This window comes from Streptomyces chartreusis NRRL 3882 (genome assembly GCF_900236475.1).
Taxonomy (GTDB): Bacteria; Actinomycetota; Actinomycetes; order Streptomycetales; family Streptomycetaceae; genus Streptomyces; species Streptomyces chartreusis_D.
Window position 1 is genome coordinate 955766 of the sequence record NZ_LT963352.1, and the last position, 17022, is coordinate 972787.

At 69.8% G+C, this 17022-nt stretch carries 15 protein-coding genes; 11 read left to right on the forward strand and 4 right to left on the reverse strand.

Annotated features, from left to right (window positions below):
- The first annotated feature begins 1 nt into the window (after nucleotide 1).
- Together SCNRRL3882_RS04345 and SCNRRL3882_RS04350 are read left to right on the forward strand one after the other, a co-directional pair.
- The gene (locus tag SCNRRL3882_RS04345) at nucleotides 2-1246 is read left to right on the forward strand and encodes an ATP-grasp domain-containing protein (protein WP_010047305.1); all 1245 of its coding nucleotides are present in this window, start codon (nucleotides 2-4) and stop codon (nucleotides 1244-1246) included.
- A 14-nt stretch (nucleotides 1247-1260) separates the two neighbouring features.
- Nucleotides 1261-2499, forward strand: a complete 1239-nt coding sequence (locus tag SCNRRL3882_RS04350) for a hypothetical protein (RefSeq protein WP_010047303.1) — start codon at nucleotides 1261-1263, stop codon at nucleotides 2497-2499.
- Between the two features lie 20 nt (nucleotides 2500-2519).
- On the opposite strand, the gene SCNRRL3882_RS04355 is transcribed toward SCNRRL3882_RS04350, so the two are convergent.
- Nucleotides 2520-3593: a helix-turn-helix transcriptional regulator gene (locus tag SCNRRL3882_RS04355; protein WP_010047300.1), complete on the reverse strand. Its 1074-nt coding sequence runs from the start codon at nucleotides 3591-3593 to the stop codon at nucleotides 2520-2522.
- A 208-nt stretch (nucleotides 3594-3801) separates the two neighbouring features.
- Between SCNRRL3882_RS04355 and SCNRRL3882_RS04360 the strand changes: the two genes are divergently transcribed.
- From SCNRRL3882_RS04360 to SCNRRL3882_RS04400, 9 genes are read left to right on the forward strand one after another with little or no spacing between them, the layout of a single operon-like run.
- Entirely contained in the window at nucleotides 3802-4566 is a 765-nt protein-coding gene (locus SCNRRL3882_RS04360; RefSeq protein ID WP_010047298.1) for an iron-containing redox enzyme family protein, read from the forward strand.
- Nucleotides 4563-5837, forward strand: coding sequence for an ATP-grasp domain-containing protein (locus tag SCNRRL3882_RS04365; RefSeq protein WP_010047294.1), 1275 nt, complete (start codon nucleotides 4563-4565; stop codon nucleotides 5835-5837). The genes SCNRRL3882_RS04360 and SCNRRL3882_RS04365 overlap by 4 nt, the downstream gene beginning before the upstream one ends.
- Before the next feature lie 28 nt (nucleotides 5838-5865).
- Nucleotides 5866-6411 (forward strand): nitroreductase family protein, encoded by a 546-nt coding sequence (locus SCNRRL3882_RS04370; RefSeq protein WP_010047292.1) that lies wholly within the window; start codon nucleotides 5866-5868, stop codon nucleotides 6409-6411.
- A complete protein-coding gene (locus SCNRRL3882_RS04375) occupies nucleotides 6392-7681 on the forward strand; it encodes an MFS transporter (protein ID WP_158688465.1) in 1290 nt (429 codons plus the stop codon). Before SCNRRL3882_RS04370 ends, SCNRRL3882_RS04375 begins: the two co-directional genes overlap by 20 nt.
- Before the next feature lies 1 nt (nucleotide 7682).
- Nucleotides 7683-8966 (forward strand): ATP-grasp domain-containing protein, encoded by a 1284-nt coding sequence (locus SCNRRL3882_RS04380; RefSeq protein WP_010047287.1) that lies wholly within the window; start codon nucleotides 7683-7685, stop codon nucleotides 8964-8966.
- Entirely contained in the window at nucleotides 8963-9811 is an 849-nt protein-coding gene (locus SCNRRL3882_RS04385; RefSeq protein WP_010047285.1) for a class I SAM-dependent methyltransferase, read from the forward strand. Before SCNRRL3882_RS04380 ends, SCNRRL3882_RS04385 begins: the two co-directional genes overlap by 4 nt.
- Nucleotides 9808-10602, forward strand: coding sequence for a cysteine hydrolase family protein (locus SCNRRL3882_RS04390; RefSeq protein ID WP_010047282.1), 795 nt, complete (start codon nucleotides 9808-9810; stop codon nucleotides 10600-10602). The genes SCNRRL3882_RS04385 and SCNRRL3882_RS04390 overlap by 4 nt, the downstream gene beginning before the upstream one ends.
- A gap of 48 nt (nucleotides 10603-10650) precedes the next feature.
- Nucleotides 10651-11931 (forward strand): glycosyltransferase, encoded by a 1281-nt coding sequence (locus SCNRRL3882_RS04395; protein ID WP_010047279.1) that lies wholly within the window; start codon nucleotides 10651-10653, stop codon nucleotides 11929-11931.
- Nucleotides 11928-13124 (forward strand): MFS transporter, encoded by a 1197-nt coding sequence (locus SCNRRL3882_RS04400; RefSeq protein WP_158688464.1) that lies wholly within the window; start codon nucleotides 11928-11930, stop codon nucleotides 13122-13124. Before SCNRRL3882_RS04395 ends, SCNRRL3882_RS04400 begins: the two co-directional genes overlap by 4 nt.
- Before the next feature lie 274 nt (nucleotides 13125-13398).
- On the opposite strand, the gene SCNRRL3882_RS04405 is transcribed toward SCNRRL3882_RS04400, so the two are convergent.
- The 3 genes from SCNRRL3882_RS04405 to SCNRRL3882_RS04415 form a co-directional block, all read right to left on the reverse strand.
- Nucleotides 13399-14319, reverse strand: a complete 921-nt coding sequence (locus SCNRRL3882_RS04405; RefSeq protein WP_010047275.1) for a DMT family transporter — start codon at nucleotides 14317-14319, stop codon at nucleotides 13399-13401.
- Between the two features lie 66 nt (nucleotides 14320-14385).
- Nucleotides 14386-15183 carry a 2OG-Fe dioxygenase family protein gene (locus SCNRRL3882_RS04410; protein ID WP_102514737.1) on the reverse strand — a complete coding sequence of 266 codons (798 nt, stop codon included), beginning with the start codon at nucleotides 15181-15183 and terminating at the stop codon, nucleotides 14386-14388.
- A gap of 670 nt (nucleotides 15184-15853) precedes the next feature.
- Nucleotides 15854-16762, reverse strand: a complete 909-nt coding sequence (locus tag SCNRRL3882_RS04415) for a LuxR C-terminal-related transcriptional regulator (RefSeq protein WP_158688463.1) — start codon at nucleotides 16760-16762, stop codon at nucleotides 15854-15856.
- Nucleotides 16763-17022: the final 260 nt, after the last annotated feature.

A 17022-nucleotide genomic window follows, 5' to 3' on the forward strand; every position in this document is an offset into this window, starting at 1 on the left:
CATGCACCTCCTGCTCATCGGCTACAACGACACGGCACTGGCCGCACTCGACGACTGCCGCCCGCCGGGCAGCGTCACCCTGATCGAAGAGAAAGACCTGTGGGACGCCAAGAACCTGGCGCCCAGGGCGGCGAAACACGCCTGCCTGGGCACCGTGCTCTTCGGCCGCTATCAGCAGGATGACCATTTCCTCGAAGCAGTGCGCACGGCCGGTCCGTTCGACGCTGTGGTCGCGGGCCTGGAGTACGCGGTCGTCGCGGCAGCGCAAGCGGCCGAACTGCTCGGCCTGGCGGGCGCCGGCACCGATGCCGCGATGATCCTCAGGGACAAACTGCGGCTGCGCGAAGTCACCTCCTCGGCCGGAATGACGGGTCCGGCCTTCCGCGAGATCCACTGCGCGGCGGACATCGCGGACTTCGCCCGGGGCAGGGCCTGCGTCGTCAAGCCGGCGGGCCGTCAGGCGAGCCTGGGCGTGCTCCTGCTCGAAGCCGGCGCCGATGTCGAGCAGGCCTGGCAGGACTGCAGTCAGGCCGACGAGGGGGTGCAGCTCGCCAAGCGGCCCATGGAATGGCGCTACCTGGTAGAAGAGCGCATGTACGGCCCCGAGTTCAGCACGGAGGCCCTCGTCCGCGAAGGTACGGTGACCTTCTGCAACCTCACACGCAAGTACACCCTGCCCGGGCCGAGCCCCGTCGAGACCGGCCACACCGTCGCGGGACGGACCGATCCGGTCTGGGCACGTGAGGTGCAGCGGCTGGTGGACGCGATCGGCTACGGCAGCGGCATTCTGCACGCCGAATGGGTCCTGACCGACGCCGGCCCACAGTTGATCGAGTGCGCCGGCCGCCCCCCGGGAGACCGGATCATGGACTTGATCGATCTGGTCTACGCGACGAACATCCACGACCGGTGGATCGGAATGCTCCTGGGCGAGGAATCCGGGCAGCACCAGGGAGAGCTGACCCCTCGGTGCGCAGCGGCGATTCGCTTCCTGACCGGTGCGGGTCCGGGCACCATCGATCACATTCAGGGCGTCGACCTCGCGCGCTCACTCCCGAGAGTGGAGCGCGTCGACATCAGCCGCAGCCCCGGGGATGTCGTCAAGGACGTGCGCTCTTCCTGGGACCGGCTGGGTCTGGTCATCGCCACCGGTGCGACGGCAGCCGAAGCGGAAGCGGCAGCGGACCGCGCTGCGTCCTCCGTGACCATCAGCATGCGCGAAATCTCGACTGTTCACAATTCATAGACTTCTGTCGATACATGTCGACGCAGGAGACGTTTGCCATGTCACTGACGATTGAATCTCCAGGGGAAGCCCAGCTCGACGGGACACCTGACCCCCGCGAATCCATGCGCGTCCTGCCCCGCTTCCTCCAGTACCCGCTGACGGTATTCACGGGAAAGCCGTTACGCGGACAGCGGCCCTTCCGGTGGTGGACCCCTGAGTACCATCTCGCGCAGGCATTCCTCGCCCCCGTTCTGGGTGTTGCCCTCGGCGCAGCCGCGTGGAACGCATCCGGATGGTGGCTTCTGCTGCTCCTGCCCAGCTGGGCCATCACACTCCACGGCATGCGCAACCTGCGCATGCTGATATTTCACCAGTGTTCCCACCGGAACATGTTCCGGCGGCGCAAGCTGGACACGGCCATCGGCGCTGCCATTTCGAGCCTGCTGATCGTTCAGCATTACCAGCGTTACAGCAAGGAGCATGTGAGTGACCACCACGCGGCACACCACATGACGCTGCGCGATCCCACTGTCCAGGCGTTTCTGATCACCCTCGACCTGCACCCCGGTATGACGCGTCGCCAGATGTACCGGCGGGTCGTCGGTAAGGCGTGCTCGCCGCTCTTCCACGCCGCGTTCGCATGGGGTCGGGCTCGGTCCTTCTGGCACGGCTCGATGCTGGGTGAGAAGGTCACCGCAGTCGTGCTCTACGGGGGCACCGTGGCGGCCACCGTGGCGACCGGCGCTTGGTTGGCGTTCCTGGTGATCTGGTGTGTTCCGCTCATCCCGCTCTTCCAGCTCAGCAACATGACCCGCCTGTGCTGCAAGCACACCTTTCCCGCCCCTGGTGTCGAGGTGAAGCGCGGGAGGGAGTACTTCGGTTCCCTCACCAACGCCGTGTTCCTCGGTGAAGCGGCGCCGGCCCCAGGCCTGGGTCTGCTGCCGGGGGCCCGCGCCTGGGCGAGGTGGACGCTGCGGATGGCCTTCCTGCACGCCCCCATCCGGTTCTGCGTGATCACGGCGGACACGCCCACACACGATTTCCACCACAGGTATCCGTCGCACAAGGATTGGGCGAACTACCTTTTCACCCGCCAGGAAGACATCGAAAAGGGAAGCCCCGGCTGGCCTCCCTACACCAGCGCATGGGGCCTCAAACAGGCCATCGACCTGGTCTTCGACTCCCTTTCGCAAGCGGACCCGAATGAATTCGACGTCAGCCGCATCCGTGACGTCAGCAAGCGAGAGCTCTTCGCCGCCTTCGACGACTGATCGGCGCCCGCCGGGGCGGCCTACGCGTCGCCCTCGTCCGGCTCGTCGGTCTCGTCCGGCTCTTCGGACTCGGCCGCGGTCACCGACGGCGGGACCGCGTCGCCGTACTGGTGCAGCAGATAGCCGGCGTGGACGCGGCTCCGCGCGCCGATGCGTTCCATGATCTTGGCGATGTGACGCTGACAGGTCCGGACCGACATGCCCATACGACGGGCGATCACCTTGTCCGGCTCACCGAGGACGAGGAGGCGGATGATGTCCTCCTTCGTCTTGTCGGAGGTGTGGATTGCCTGGTCGCGTCCGCGGTTGACGGGGAACGGCTCGCCCTGTCCCCACAGGAGCTGGAACGCCGACACCAGGAACGCCACCACGCTGGGCTCCCGGATCACCAGCGCGCCGCCCGGGTTGCCCTTCTGCTCGATCACCGCGATCTCGTCGTCGAAGGCGATCATCCGCATGAACCCGTCGCCCAGCGTGCGCACTTCGGCTCCGAGCCGCGTGGTCATCTCGACGTAGGCGACGGTGCTCTCGCTGAACTGCGCGGTGTGCTGGTACAGCGTCCGCATCCGCACGCCCCGGCGCAGCAGGGCCTCGTCGCGGGTGATGGCCTCGCGCAGCACTTCCTCGTTGCGGCCGCCGCCCGGCTGGGAGCTGAGCACCTCGGACCGGGCCTCGGCGGCGAACCGGTTGAGCTGCTCGCGCACGGCCGCGACGTCGTGCAGCTGCTCGAACAGCGGCCGTCGCAGGCGGCGTTCGAGGCCGCTGTCGTACACCGGGGAGAGGGTGTCGCGCAGCCGGTCCGCAGCGGCCCGCAGCAGTAAGGCGCGGTGCATGACGGGCTGGACGAGTTCCTCGGCGGCGGCGTCGGGCGGGGCCGCGACATAGCGGCCCTCGGCGCCCTGCACCGGCAGCAGCAGCCTGCGCCGCTTCAGGCTCTCGACGGCCGCGGCCAGCTCGGCACCGGAGAAGCCGTCCAGGGGCAGCGACTCGCCGGCCCCTATGTCCGCTTGGCCGACCGCATAGGAATACACGGCGAGTTCCGGCTCGGTGAGCGGAGACAGGATCGATGAGTCGGGTATGCCGTACGCATCCACGTTCGTCCACCCCTCCGAATCGGCACCTGCGCAATAAGTATACGTACGGTTGATCTTCGATCGGTTCCCGAGGTGCCAGAGTTGGGGACGACTCGCACCACCGGGAATTTCAGGGGACCAGGCAGTCGGGACCAGGTGCGCGAATCCACGGGATAAACCGAGCATCACGAATGCGTGCAGGTGCCCGACATCCACGAAGGGACGACTCATGACCGCCACCCGAATGGAGCTGCGTACAGATGTCGCCGAGAAGCGCGTACTGGACCTCGCGGAATCCGTGTACCGCCACGCGGCTCTGAACAACGCCTTCTACGACCTGTGGCAGTCCACCGAACTGCCCGCCGACCAGGTGGAGACGGTGGCCCGCAACTTCTACGCGCAGGTCTCCCCCACGGTGAACAGGCTCGCCCTGGTCTTCCTCCGGATGTCGCCGGACGACCTGGTGGCTCGCGCAGAGACGATCGAGAACCTGAACGACGAGATGGGCGGGGGCGACCCGAAGAAGGTCCACACCGTCCTGCTGAAGAGCTTCTTCTCCGCCCTGCTGTCCCGCATCCGCGGCCGTCAGGTCGACTTCGACGACATCGACCCCACCGTGCTGCCCGCCACCCAGCGCCTGGTCGACGAGGGCGCGAAGCTCTTCGGACACGAGAACGTCAAGGTCGGCTGCGGCGCGCTGCTGGCCCAGGAGTGGCACGCCTACGCCCAGCTCGTCCGCCTCTACGAGGGTGCCCGCAACTACATGCACCACTTCGCCCTGGAGGAGTTCCACGAGCACTGCGAGTTCTTCTACCTGCACATCGGCGCGACCGAGAAGGAGCACAAGCTGCACGCGGTCTCCAGCTCGGCGGCGCTGTGCCGGACCGAGGAGGACCTCGCGGCCCTGGAGCAGGGGTTCACCGGTTACCTGGACCTGCTCGCCGGCTTCTGGAACGAGCTGGCGGACGCCGTGAGCGCAGAGCCGCGCCCGTGACCGCCGTCCCCCGTTCCGTCGTCGCCATCGTCGATCCGCTGCGCGCCGGAACCAAGCTGGGTCAGCTCTTCAACGGCCTGGGGCACCGCTGTGTCGCCGTTCTGACCGAGGAGAGCGACTCGGAGTTCTGGCGGGCCTCCTTCCGCCCGGAGGACTTCCTGCTCACGCTGCACGAGGCGGACGGCATGGACGCCGTGCTGCGGGGCCTCGGGGAGTACGACGTGGCCTGTGTCGTGCCCGGCGGCGAGTCGGGCGTGGCCCTCGCCGACCGGCTGACCCCGCACTTCCCCGGGATCCCGGCGATGGCACCGGGGACCGCCCACGCCCGGCGCGACAAGTACCACATGGCGGAGGCCCTGCTGAGCCGTGGCCTCGCCGCCATCCCGCACTGCCGTACCTCCGACGCCGCGACCGCCGTGGAGTGGTATCGCACGCGCACCGACGGCCGTGCGGTGGTCAAGCCCCTGGCCGGCACCTCGGCCGAGGGCGTGCGGTTCTGCGCCTCGGAGGAGGACGTGCGCGGTGCGTTCGCCGAACTGCGCGGTACGGTCAGCCTGTTCGGGCAGGTCAACGACGAGCTGCTGGTCCAGCAGGACATCGTCCACAGCGGCGGGGTCGAGTACACCGTCAACTCGGTGAGCTCGCGGGGCGAGCACCACGTGACCGATGTGTGGCGGATGCGGCGGCAGATGGTCGACGCCACCGCCGTGTGCGTGTACTCCGACCTCGTCCACCCGGACGAACCGGAGTACGAACAGCTCGAGTCCTATCTGCGGGACGTCCTGTCGGCCCTCGGCGTCGACAACGGCACCGCGCACAGCGAGATCATGCTGACTTCCGGCGGGCCGGTGCTCATCGAGACCGGTGCGCGTGTCGAGGGCGCCTGCGACCCCGGTGCCGTGCTCACGGTGTGCGGACGCAGCCAGAACTCCCTGCTCCCGCTGAGCTACTTCGACCCCGAGGGCTTCCGGCACGCGACCCGCCGGCCCCGGCCGGAGCCCCGGCTGCACGCCCGGCACGTCTATCTGCTCAGCCCCGCCGAGGGCAAGGTGGTCCGCCCGCCCGACCTGAGCGGTATCCGTGCCCTGCCCTCCTTCTACGGCATGGACACGACCCTGGACACCGTTCCCCTCCTCGAACGCACCGTCAATCTGGCGACGTGTCCGGGCAATCTCTACCTGGTCTCGCCGAGCCGGGAGCGCATCGAGGAGGACTACGCGGCGCTGCGCCGCCTGGAGCCGGACCTGTACTCCGGCATGCTCACCGACTGACCCGAGACACGCGGACGAGGAGAGACCTGTGGACATCATCACGGCCGTGCTCACACGTCGCAGCGCTTCCGCGCTGGGCGCTCCCGCGCCGGGCGACGAGGAGTTCCGCTACCTGCTCAAGGGCGCCGCGACCGCGCCCGACCACGGGCGGCTGCGCCCGTGGCGCTGGATCCTGGTGCGCGGCGACGGCCTCACCGCGGTCGCCGACTGCCTCGCCGACGAGGACCCGGCCGCCGACCGTGAGCAGCTCGTCTCCTCCGTCGTGCGCGCCCCGCTGAAGGCCATGCTGGTCTTCACCCCGCACGTCGGCCACCGCATCCCGGAGTGGGAACAGCTCGCGGCCGCCAGCACCATGACGTACAGCCTGATGCTCCTGCTGCACGGCCGGGGCTACAGCAGCAAGTGGCGCACCGGCCGCCTGTGCACCTCCGAGGCCCTGCGGGTCCGGCTGGGGCTGGCCGAGCAGGAACGGCTGCTCGGCGCGCTGGACATCGGCACGCCCGACCCGTCGGCGGTGCCGTCGGCGCGGCGTGCGCCCATGGACGTCAGCGACCGTGTCGCGGTCTTCGGCTGAGCAGCGGCGCCGGGTGCCCTGGCGCCGGGGCGCGCCGGGCGAGCCGGGCGGGGTGGAGCGCTACCGGCGGCTGCTGACGGTGCCCGGTCTGCGCACCACCCTGGTTCTCGGCCTGCTCGTCAAGCTTCCGGTCATCGCCATCCCGATGGTGCTGTCCCTGCAGGTGTCGCTGGGTCTGGGGCGGAGCCTGAGTTCCGCCGGCGTGGTGACCGGGGCGTGGATGCTCGGGGTGATGGCGGGCGCGCCGCTGGTGGGGTGGGCCGTCGACCGGGCCGGGCTGCGGCCCGTGCTCGTGCTCAGCGCCGCCGCGCAGGCCGTCTTCTGGGCGGTGGCGGCCGGGCTGTCCCATCCGGCGCTGGTGGCCGGTGCGCTGGTGTCGGGCGTGCTGCTGGTGCCCGGCTCGACCGTGACCCGGTTCGTGATCTCCGCCGACGTGCCGCCGGAGCACCAGCAGGCGGGCTTCGCCCTGGACGCGGTGACCAGTCAGCTCTCGTATCTGGCCGGTCCCGCGCTGGGTGCCGTGCTGGCGACGCAGACGTCCACCACCACCGCCGCGTGGGGCCTGGGGTGTGTGCTGGTGCTCGGTCTCGCCACCTTCGCCGTACGCGCGCGGGCCGGCGAAGCCGTGCCGGACACCGCGGACGGCGGTCCGGGCACCCGCGCCTCCGCGCCCGGAACGGCCCCGGCCACCGGCAAGACCGAACTCGTCGCGCGCTTGCTGCCCATGCTGATCTGCGGCTTCGCGGCCGGGCTGGTGTCCTCCGGGTTCGAGCTGTCCCTGCTCGGCGTGATGCGCGAGCAGGGCGAGGTGCACTGGGTCGGACTGCTCATCACGGCCTGCGGGGTGTACGCGGTGGCCGGCGGGGTGCTGTACGGCGCGCTGCCGGCCACGCTGTCACCGGTGGCGCCGGTGCTGCTGCTGGGGCTGGCCACGGTGCCGCTGGGGCTCGTACCGGACTGGCGGTTCCTGCTCGCCGCCGTTCTGCCGGCGGCGATGCTGTCCGCGGCCTCCTTCGCGGCGACCGCCACGGCGTGCGGCCGGCTCGCGACGGCACACACCCGTGGTCGCACGGTCGGCCTGTACGGCGCCGTGGTGGCAGGGGGCAATGCCGCGGGCGCCCCGCTGGCCGGGCTCACGGGCGCGGCGGGCGGCCCGGCCACCGGGTTCCTCGCGGTGGGCTCGACGGCGATCGTCCTCGCGCTGCTGGCGTGGCTCCTGCGCTTCACACGCGTGTCCTCCCTCCGTCCGCTCGTCTCGCAGGAAGGCTGAGATGCCCGACTCCCCTCTTGTCGCCGTCGTCGACTCCTATGGACTGTCCAAGGTGCTGGTCGACGAGTTCCGCAAGCGCGGCACGTCCGTGGTGCGGGTACAGAGCACTCCGGAGGTGCCCGCGGCCTACCGCGGGCCGTTCGACCTGTCGGACTACGTGGCGAACATCGTCCACCAGGGCGATCTCACGGCCACGGTGGCGGCCGTCGCGGCGCACTCGCCCACGGCGGTGGTGGCCGGCGGGGAGATCGGTGTCGAACTGGCCGACGCGCTGAGCGAGGCACTCGGCCTGCCCACCAACGGCACCGCCCTCAGCGCCGCGCGGCGCGACAAGTACGTCATGATCGAGACGATCAGACAGGCGGGCGTGACCGGTGCCCGGCAGCGGCTCGTGCGGACCGAACAGGACGTGCGGGAGTGGCACCGGTCCGTCGGCGGCCGGATCGTCGTCAAGCCGCTGCGGAGCGCGGCCGGCGACGGCATCGCCTTCTGCGACAGCCCGGACGAGTCCGCGGCCGCCGTGGCGCGGATCGTCGGCAGCGAGAACGTCTTCTCGATGCCCAACACGGCCGCCGTCGCCCAGGAGTACCTGCGCGGCACCGAGTACATGGTGAACACGGTGAGCCGGGACGGCAGGCACCGCGTCTGCGAGATCTGGCGCACCACCCGCATCACCGCCAACGGTGTGGCCGACCTGTCGGACACGGTGTACCTCATGCCACGTCACGGCGCGGCGCAGGAGCAACTCACGGCGTACGCCGGTCAGGTGCTGGACGCGCTCGGCATCCGGCACGGTCCCGCGCACGTCGAGATCAAGCTGACGAACTCCGGGCCGGTCCTGGTGGAAGCCGGCGCCCGCATCGGCGGCGCCAACCTCCCGCACTACGCGCAGATCGCGCGCGGGCAGTCGCAGCTCGACTGGACGGTCGAGGCGTACCTGCGGCCCGAGCACTTCCTCGCCCACCACCGCGACGACGACCCGCTGCAGCTGCACTGCGCCTTCGTGGGGCTGGTCTCGCCGTACGCCGGAACGCTCCGCGCCTACCGCGGCCTGGACGCGCTGCGCGATCTGGAGAGCTTCCACGAGATGCGGGTCGCGGTCACCCCGGGCGGACGCATCCGGCGCACGGTGGACGACCTCAGTTATCCGGCGGTCGTCGTCCTCATGCACGAGAGCGAGGAGACCGTGCTGCGGGACGCCAACACCATTCGCTACCTGGACGGCCCGTCGTTCTACGACGTGGAGCCCGTCACCACACACGACACCGCAGGGGACCGCCGATGACCTCCACCGCCGCACCGACGGCACGCCACTGGGCCGAGCGCTGGGACCGCCAGCAGGAGGCCTTCCTGCCCGAGCGCGAGGAACAGTTCACCGCGATCATCGACGCCGTCGAGGAGATCAGCGGCCGCCCGGATCCGCTCGTCCTCGACCTCGGATGCGGGCCGGGGTCCATCGGAGTACGGCTGCTGGCGCGCGTCCCGGACGCGACGGTGGTCTCCGTGGACGCCGACCCGCTGCTGCTGGAACTCGGCCGGGCCGCCCACGGCGGCGTGCGCGGGCTGCACTTCGTCGACGCCGACCTGCGGTCCCCCGGCTGGGTGGACCGGCTCGGTCTGGAGCGGCAGGCCGACGCCGTGGTGAGCAGCACCGCGCTGCACTGGCTGGACCCCGCGACGCTGGTCGCGGTCTACACGGCGATGACCAAGGTGCTGCGCCCGGGAGGCATCCTCCTCAACTGCGACGAGCTGGAACGGGACCGCGAGGCCTCCCCGGTCCTGTCGCGGCTCGACCGTTCCCTGCTCCGCCGCGAGTACGCCCGCCGCTTCCCGGAGGGACGCGGGGACGGCTGGTACGAGTGGTGGGAACAGGTACAGGCCGAGCCGGCGTTCGCCGACGCCGTGGCCGAGCGCAGGCGTCGTGGCTACGACGGGGAGAACCACTCGGACCTGTCCGCCGGGTTCGGCATCCACCTCGACGCGCTCGGGCAGGCCGGGTTCGCGGAGGTCGGCACGATCTGGCAGCGCGGCGAAGTGCGTCTGCTGTGCGGAGTGACCGACTCGCCCGACAACGCCCTGGCGTTCGACGACCCCGGCACCCACAACCACGCCGCGGGAGCACACCCGTGACCACGGACGTCATGCGGCCGCTCGGCCCCACCGCCGCCAACAGCTGGCAGGCCTCGGGGGCGCACGTGGACCTGCGGCGTCCGGTGCCCGCGCCGCGCCCGGTGACGGTGCCCGCCGCGCCCCAGCGGCTCACGCTCGACCTGGCGCGCTGCGCCCTGGTCGTCGTCGACATGCAGAACGACTTCTGTTCGCCCCGGGGCTGGCTGGCCTCCATCGGCCTGGACGTCTCCGGCGCGGACCGGCTCATCGCCTCCATCGCCGGGACGCTCCCGGCCCTGCGGGACGCCGGAGTTCCGGTGATCTGGCTGAACTGGGGCAGCCGCCCGGACCGCGTCAACATCCCGCCCAACGTGCTGCACGCCTACGACCTGGCGGGCACGGGCGGCGGCATCGGGTCGGTGCTGCCGGGCGGCGACAGCCCGGTGCTGGAGGAGGGCAGTTGGGGCGCCGCGGTGGTGGACGGCCTGGAACCGGACGCGCGGGACATCCGGATCACCAAGCACCGCATGAGCGGTTTCTTCGACACCCCGCTCGACTCCGTGCTGCGCAACCTCCGTGTGGACACGCTGCTGTTCGCGGGGGTCAACGCCGACCAGTGCGTGCTGGCGACCCTGACGGACGCCGCGTGCCTCGGGTACGACGCGGTGCTGCTGGAGGACTGCGTCGGCACCACCTCCCCCGATTTCTGCCTGCGGGCCACCCTCTACAACGTCGAGCGCTGCTTCGGATTCGTGGCGCGCGGCAGCCGGCTCGTGGCAGCTCTGGACACCCCGGACGGTGACCCGGCGTAGCTCCGCCGGGTCTCCGTGGCCGTACCCCCTCAATGATGCGGAGGAGAAGTGGGCAAGGCTCTCGTGGTCACCTCCATCGACGGGCTCGCGACCGTCGAGTGCGGCATCGCCAGCGTCGTTCACTGGTTCTTCGAGGAGATCGACGCCATCGTCGAGAAGGTGCCGCGTCTGCTGCGGCAGGACTGGTCGCTGTACGCGATCAGCCCGCGCATCGATGCAGCCTGCTCCGACTTCTCCCCCCGTGTGCACGCCTTGGTGTCCTCGGCCTGCGCGGAGCACGGCGGCGAGTTCCTGTGGGCCGAGGTCGACGACCCGTCGAGCCTGCGAGCGGTGTGGTCCCTCGGCGATCCGCGGCGCTGGGAGCGCATGTGCGCCTCGGTCGCCGGGCAGGTCCGCGCCCTGGCCGAGCGCCACGACCAGGTGACCGTGCTCGCGCACGGCATCATGCTGGCTCCGCTGCGGGACTGTCTGCGCGACCTCGACCGGGTGCAGATCGTCTTCGTGCCGCACACGCTGGGCCCGGTCTTCCAGGACCAGGTGGTGAGTGACCGGGCGGTCTTCGAGAAGCGCGGGTTCGACGCGATGGCCGAGTTCGCGCAGGACCGGATCGGTTGCATAGGGCCCTACTTCGAGGAGATTCTCCGCACCGGCTACGGCCGCACCTCGGCTCAGCTGGCGCCCTTCGTCAACGGCATTCCCGCCGGCTCGTTCCGCTTCCCCGCCGAGGTGCCCGCCGCGCGGCGCCGGGAGCACCTGGAGCGGGCCGGGGTGCCGCTGGACAAACGGCTGGTGTTCTCCTGGGGGCGGTGTGCCTGGCAGAAGGGGTTCGACGCCCTGATCCCCGCGTGGAGCGACTTCCGGGAGCGCTCGTCCGACGACTGGCACTGCGTGCTGCTGATGCCGCAGGAGGTGTCCGCGCCCGAGTACGTCGCGCTGCTCGACGAACAGCTCGCCCACGTGCCGTCCGGTTCCTGCACGGTGATCCGGCGTTTCGACCCCTTGCTGCCCTACTACCTCCTGCGCGAGGAGGCGTTGGAGATCGTCGTCTTCGCCTCCCGGTTCGAAGGGGCGCCGCTGAGCCTGCTGGAGACACTGCGCTTCGGTTCGCCCGGGCTGCGGATCGCCTGGCACGACATCCCCTCCCTCGCGCAGTTCCTTCAGGGGGCGGGGCCCACCTTCCGGTTCGGCTCGCTGGAGCGTGCGGACATGGTGGAGTCGCTGCTCCGGGCCAGGGACAGCGAGGGCGTGACGCTGCCCGAGTCGCGGGTGCAGTCCTTCGCCGACAACACGGCGCGGGGGCTGCGGGACGTGCTGCGCTGGTGGACGTGACTGCGCCGGACGGCGCCGGGGCGGGTGTCGCGACGCTCCGGCCGGCCCGGATGATCCGGCAGACCAGGGCGGTCTACTTCCTGACCAGTTATCCGCTGACCTCCTGGTTCAGCGAGACGGCCCGGGTGCACGACCGGTTCACGGTGAGCGACGGCGCCTGGGGCGTGCTGCTCATGACGGCACCGGCCGTCACCCTGGTCACGGCCCGGGCCTACCCCCGGCTGGTTCCGCGGCGGCTCGCCCACCGGGCCCTCGCACTGGCCCTGGCGGGCATGACCGTGACCGTCTTCGGCATCGGCCTGTGCTCCTCGGTGCCACTGCTCTGCTGCCTGCTGGTGCTGCTCGGGGTGGCCAACGCCGTGCTCCAGGTGGAGGGCAACAGCCGGGCCCATCTGATCGAGTCGCTGACCGGACGCCGGGTGTTCGCGTCCTGCCACGGCTGCTACTCGCTCGGCGTGCTCGCCGCGGGCCTGACCGCGTTCGTGGTCTCGGCCTGGCGGCTGCCGGCCGTCGTGCACTTCTGGGTGGTCCTGCTCGTCGGGGTCACGGGGCTGTTCGCCCTGCGCATCGGGCCGCTGGCGGAACCGGCCGCGGACGGGTCCGGGGCCGGGCCGGACACGGCACCGGCGGATCCGGTGGGAGTGCGCTTCTCCATGCCCGTCCTGATGGCGCTGTCCTTCGTGCTGCTGGGGATGGAGGCCGCCGTCAACGCCTGGCACGGCACGCTCGTCGACGAGGGCCTCGGCTTCGACGGCTACTCGGGCGCCGTCTACGCGGCCTACGCCCTGGGCGGCATCGCGATCCGCTTCACCGGCGACCTGGTCAGGGCCCGATGGGGGACGCTGGCCGCGTTCGTGGTGGCCGGCCCGCTCGCCTCGCTGCTGCTGTTCGCCGCGCTGGCGGGACGGCAGCGCCTCCTCGTGCTGGCCGCCTTCCTGGTGCTGGGGGTGGCGCAGGGGATCGCCTATCCGGACGTCCTCAAACTGGCCGCCGAACGGGAGCCGGGCGAGGCCGCGAGCCACGTGGCACGCGTGGTCACCGCCGGCACGGTGGGCGTGCTGCTGGCCAACCCCCTGATGGGCTGGGTCTGCGACCGCTTCTCGGTCGTCGGCGCCTACGCCGGCCTGGGCGTGCTGCTCTTCGTCACCGCCGGCTGGACCACCGTCCGTTACGTCCTGGCCCGTCGCACATGACGTCGCCCCGCCGACCCGGTCGGGTCGGCGGGGCGGGCGAAGCACCCTGGTCGGCGCCTTACACGGACGGTCCGTCCGCGGCGCCGGCAGGCCGATCTCGGAATCCGCTCCTTATCAGAGCGAAGGAATACCCCCAGCCGGTGTCCTGGTCACTCTGCGGCAGCGCGGACGGATGCGCGGCTCGGGCGGTGGGGGGAGTAGCGACCGGGTAACGACATCTGGCAAGCATCGTTCCTCTTGGGTTCTCGAGATGGTTCGGATCGGTATTGCGGATTCAGTGACTCTGCCGGTTGGCGACCAGTCCGGCGCCGACCAGCGAGACCAGCCCGCCGATCACTCCGAGCGTGCTCGGGAGTTTGTCGACCCAGAGCACGGACATCACGATCGTGATGGCGGGAAGTGCGTAGAGCGACGAGGTCGTCGCGGTGACGCTGAGGTGCGCCAGCGCCATGTTCCAGAGCAGATAGGCCACGGCACCGGGGAAGATGCCCAGGTACACCAGGAGCAGGATGCTGCTGGTGGGAGCCGAGGCGAGGGACGACAGGGCCTGTCCCGCGTACGGCAGCAGCATGACGGTTCCGGCCACGGTCACCCACGCGTTGAGCGCGTGCGGGCTGTAGCGCTCCAGCAGCGGCTTGGACAGCACGAAGTACAGGCACTCTCCGACCGTCGCGGCCAGGACGAACAGCGAACCGTTGTTGATCTGCACGCCGCCGCTCTGGTCGGCGAACAGCATCAGCACCACGCCGGCCGCTCCGATGCCGACGCCGAGCCAGCCGCGCCCCGCGACCCGCTCACGCAGGAGCAGCCACGCCAGCAGGATGCTGAAGACCGGCGCCTGACCGGCGATGAAGCTGGCCGTGCCGGGAGTGACCGACTGCTCGCCGTAGTTGATGCCCAGGCTGTAGACCACGACGACCAGGAAGGCGGAGGCCACGATGGGCCACACGTCCCGCCGGGCGGGAACCTCCACCTTCTCCCGGCGCCGCCGGCTGTACGCGAGCCACATCAGTACGGCGACCACCGAGGAAACCGCGTAGCGCACGAGTGAGATGGCACCCGGTGTGAAGTCCGCGAGCGCGGAGGAGATCCCCACGAAGGCCGAGGCCCACAGGGTGAGTGCGCCCAGCAGGGCCAGCCAGACCGTGAGCGGCGGCGCTGATCGAGCCGGAGCCACGGTTTCCTCTACGGTCATTCGATTGATTCCTGTCGTAGAACCGGTGTGCGGCCGGTCGTAAAGGGCCGCACACCGGAGGTACAGCTAGATGTGGGGGACGTAGGGCGTGAAGTCGATCAGCAGGATGGCGCGTTCGCCGGGGCGCGGCTCGTCTCCCCTGCACACCGGGCTCACGTAGTGGCTGACCTTTTCGTCGTAGACCGCGTAGGAATCCAACGGGTTCTCCAGGGTGAACTCCGCCTGGCGGAGATCGGCGGAGATCTCTTCCGGTTTCATTCCGGCGCAGCGCGGAGGCGCGATGACATTCACTCCGCCGACGACGTTGTCGCGGTTGATCAGGTGGGCGAAGGTGAAGCGCTCGCCGTCCTGGTGCAGGAAGTCCGGGGAGGGCACGGCCCGTTCGCCGGCCTCTTCGACCCGCAGGGTCAGGAAGTGGATGCCTATGTGCACCGGGCCTTGGCGGAGCTCGTCCAGCCACAGCGCCTGCTCGGCGTCGAACAGGATGATCTGCCTCAGCAGTTCGTTGGCCCTGGCCTCGGCGGGGACCGCCGGGAACCGGCGGCGCGCGCCGCGGAACTCCGGGTTGAAGTCCCCCTGGAAGTACTCGGTGGCCTCGCCCAGCTCGGGGTCCTCGACCGGCGGGAGCCAGGTGAGGTTCCCGCTCCACGGTACGTAGACGGCCCGGCCGTAGCGGCGGTACCGGTTCGCGTTCGGTGCGTAGGGGTCACTCGGCATCCCCACGAACTGTTCCTGTAACTCTTCGAGGAGGCGGTCGGCGTCGTACTCGGCGACCCTTTTCCGGAAGTCCTCGGCAGCGTACCGAGCGAATCCGGCCTCGCTGAGCTCGGTCGCCTCGACCGGGCTCAGTGTTTCCATGCTCATGCTTTTCCCATCTATTGGCACAACGGGTGGTGACACCTAGTCCGCTCCGGACGGCCCGTCGCTGTGCAGCGTCGGCGACCTATGCCGAAGCGGTGCCAAATGGCTGGAGATGTCGAACGGCCGCCTCGTGAGCAGGCCGGAATCAGCCTTCAGGGATCCCCCGTTTCACATTGTCACCCACTGGCATTCGCCAGGCGCAATCTGTAACTGGATGTTAGGCGCATATTTCCTTGAGTGGCAACAGCCTTCCGGACAGTGGACACACGTAATCAGCCACCCGGTACAGGATCGGACACAACATGACTCCTTGCTGGGTATGGGGCGATTCTGCGGTTGGTGACACGTGCACCTCTGCACGCCGCTTATGCAGTTTTTGGACATGTTGCCGAGCATGCGCCATTGTTGATCTATGAACTGCCGGTAACCCAGGCATCCTCATTGCGCTCGTCCGGAACCTGATCCCAGTAACCGCTGTACATGCTCGACCCAGCAGGACAGAGTTTCCGGCGATGCACACCGTCATCCGGGTGTGACATAGACAACTCACAGAGGGCAGACGCACGTATGCCGTGCACGACGGCATGAAAGAGGGGCCGGCGCATTTTCTCGAACGTTCCGAAAACCGGTCGTCCGACCGCATCAGCCGGGCCGAGTCACCGGGACCGGCCGCCTACAGGGACTGGCCCGCCTCGTCCCGGTCGGCACCGGCATCGGCATCGGCCGTGAGGAGACCGGACGACGCGAGCAGATAGCCCAGATGGGTCCGGTTGCGGGCGCCGAGGCGTTTCATCAGCTTGGCGATGTGGCCCCGGCAGTTGCGCTCACTGATGCCGAGCCGCCGGGCGATGGCCGCGTCCTTCTCCTCGTGCAGCAGCAGACGGGCGATGGACTGCTGTATGGCCAGGACTATTCCGTCCTCGGTGCGGCTCTCGTAGGCCGAGCTGAACGGCACGGCGGTGAGCCAGACGCGGTCGAACGCGCCGACGAGGAACGCCACCACCGCCGGGTCCCGGATCATCACGGCGGTCTGCTGGTCCTCAGGATCCGGGATGAAGGCCACCGTCCGGTCGAAGACGATCAGCCGCTCGAAGAACTCGGCCAGCGTGCGGACCTCTCCGCCGAGGGCGGTCACCTTCTCCACGTAAGCCTGGGTCGGCGCACTGAAGCGTGCCGTGTGCTGGTAGATGGTGCGCATGCGGACGCCGCGCCGCAGCATCGCGATGTCCCGGGGCAGCGCCTGCTCCAGGACCTCCGGCTGCCGCGGCCCCCTGGGCTGTGCGGTCGCCACGCTCTGCCGGCATTCGGAAGCGGCGGCGGTCAGCAGCGCGTTGATCTCGCGCAGGCCGGTGATCCGGCGCAGTCCGTCCCCGCTCTCGCTGCTCTTGCCCAGGGCCTCCTGCACCTCCCACAACTGCGTCAGCCCGGCCCGGACCTGTCCCACCTTGCTCTGTATGGCGCGGACTTCCTCCGCGAGAGTGGCGAGGGACAGGGCGTCGGCCGTCTGCTCCGGATACGGCCAGGACGCCGTGGTACCGCGCTTCAGCAAAGCGTCCGATTGGCGAGCTTCATTCGAGAACATCGCGCTTCTCCCCCATTCACGATCATGCTGTGCACATACCTGACTGCCCGAACTCCGGCACCCGGTGCGAGGGGTGCGGGAAGCTGACTCAGTTGAACGGTAAATTCCCCGAACCCAGGCCATGTGCACGACCGACCGCGGAATCATCGCATGAGGCGCTGTCCATATCCCGACCCCTATTAACACTCCGTCGGGCGAGTCACAAGGGTATGAGTCAGCCATTCCCAGGGGCTTTCCAGCACTGGTTTCCGGCCACTCCC

Bases quoted from the DNA above. Each gene is read 5' to 3' on its own strand.
- SCNRRL3882_RS04405 (WP_010047275.1), bottom strand. From the start codon at position 14,319: ATGACCGTAGAGGAAACCGTGGCTCCGGCTCGATCAGCGCCGCCGCTC.
- SCNRRL3882_RS04345 (WP_010047305.1), top strand. From the start codon at position 2: ATGCACCTCCTGCTCATCGGCTACAACGACACGGCACTGGCCGCACTC.
- SCNRRL3882_RS04415 (WP_158688463.1), bottom strand. From the start codon at position 16,762: ATGTTCTCGAATGAAGCTCGCCAATCGGACGCTTTGCTGAAGCGCGGT.
- SCNRRL3882_RS04385 (WP_010047285.1), top strand. From the start codon at position 8,963: ATGACCTCCACCGCCGCACCGACGGCACGCCACTGGGCCGAGCGCTGG.
- SCNRRL3882_RS04350 (WP_010047303.1), top strand. From the start codon at position 1,261: ATGTCGACGCAGGAGACGTTTGCCATGTCACTGACGATTGAATCTCCA.
- SCNRRL3882_RS04410 (WP_102514737.1), bottom strand. From the start codon at position 15,183: ATGAGCATGGAAACACTGAGCCCGGTCGAGGCGACCGAGCTCAGCGAG.
- SCNRRL3882_RS04360 (WP_010047298.1), top strand. From the start codon at position 3,802: ATGACCGCCACCCGAATGGAGCTGCGTACAGATGTCGCCGAGAAGCGC.
- SCNRRL3882_RS04380 (WP_010047287.1), top strand. From the start codon at position 7,683: ATGCCCGACTCCCCTCTTGTCGCCGTCGTCGACTCCTATGGACTGTCC.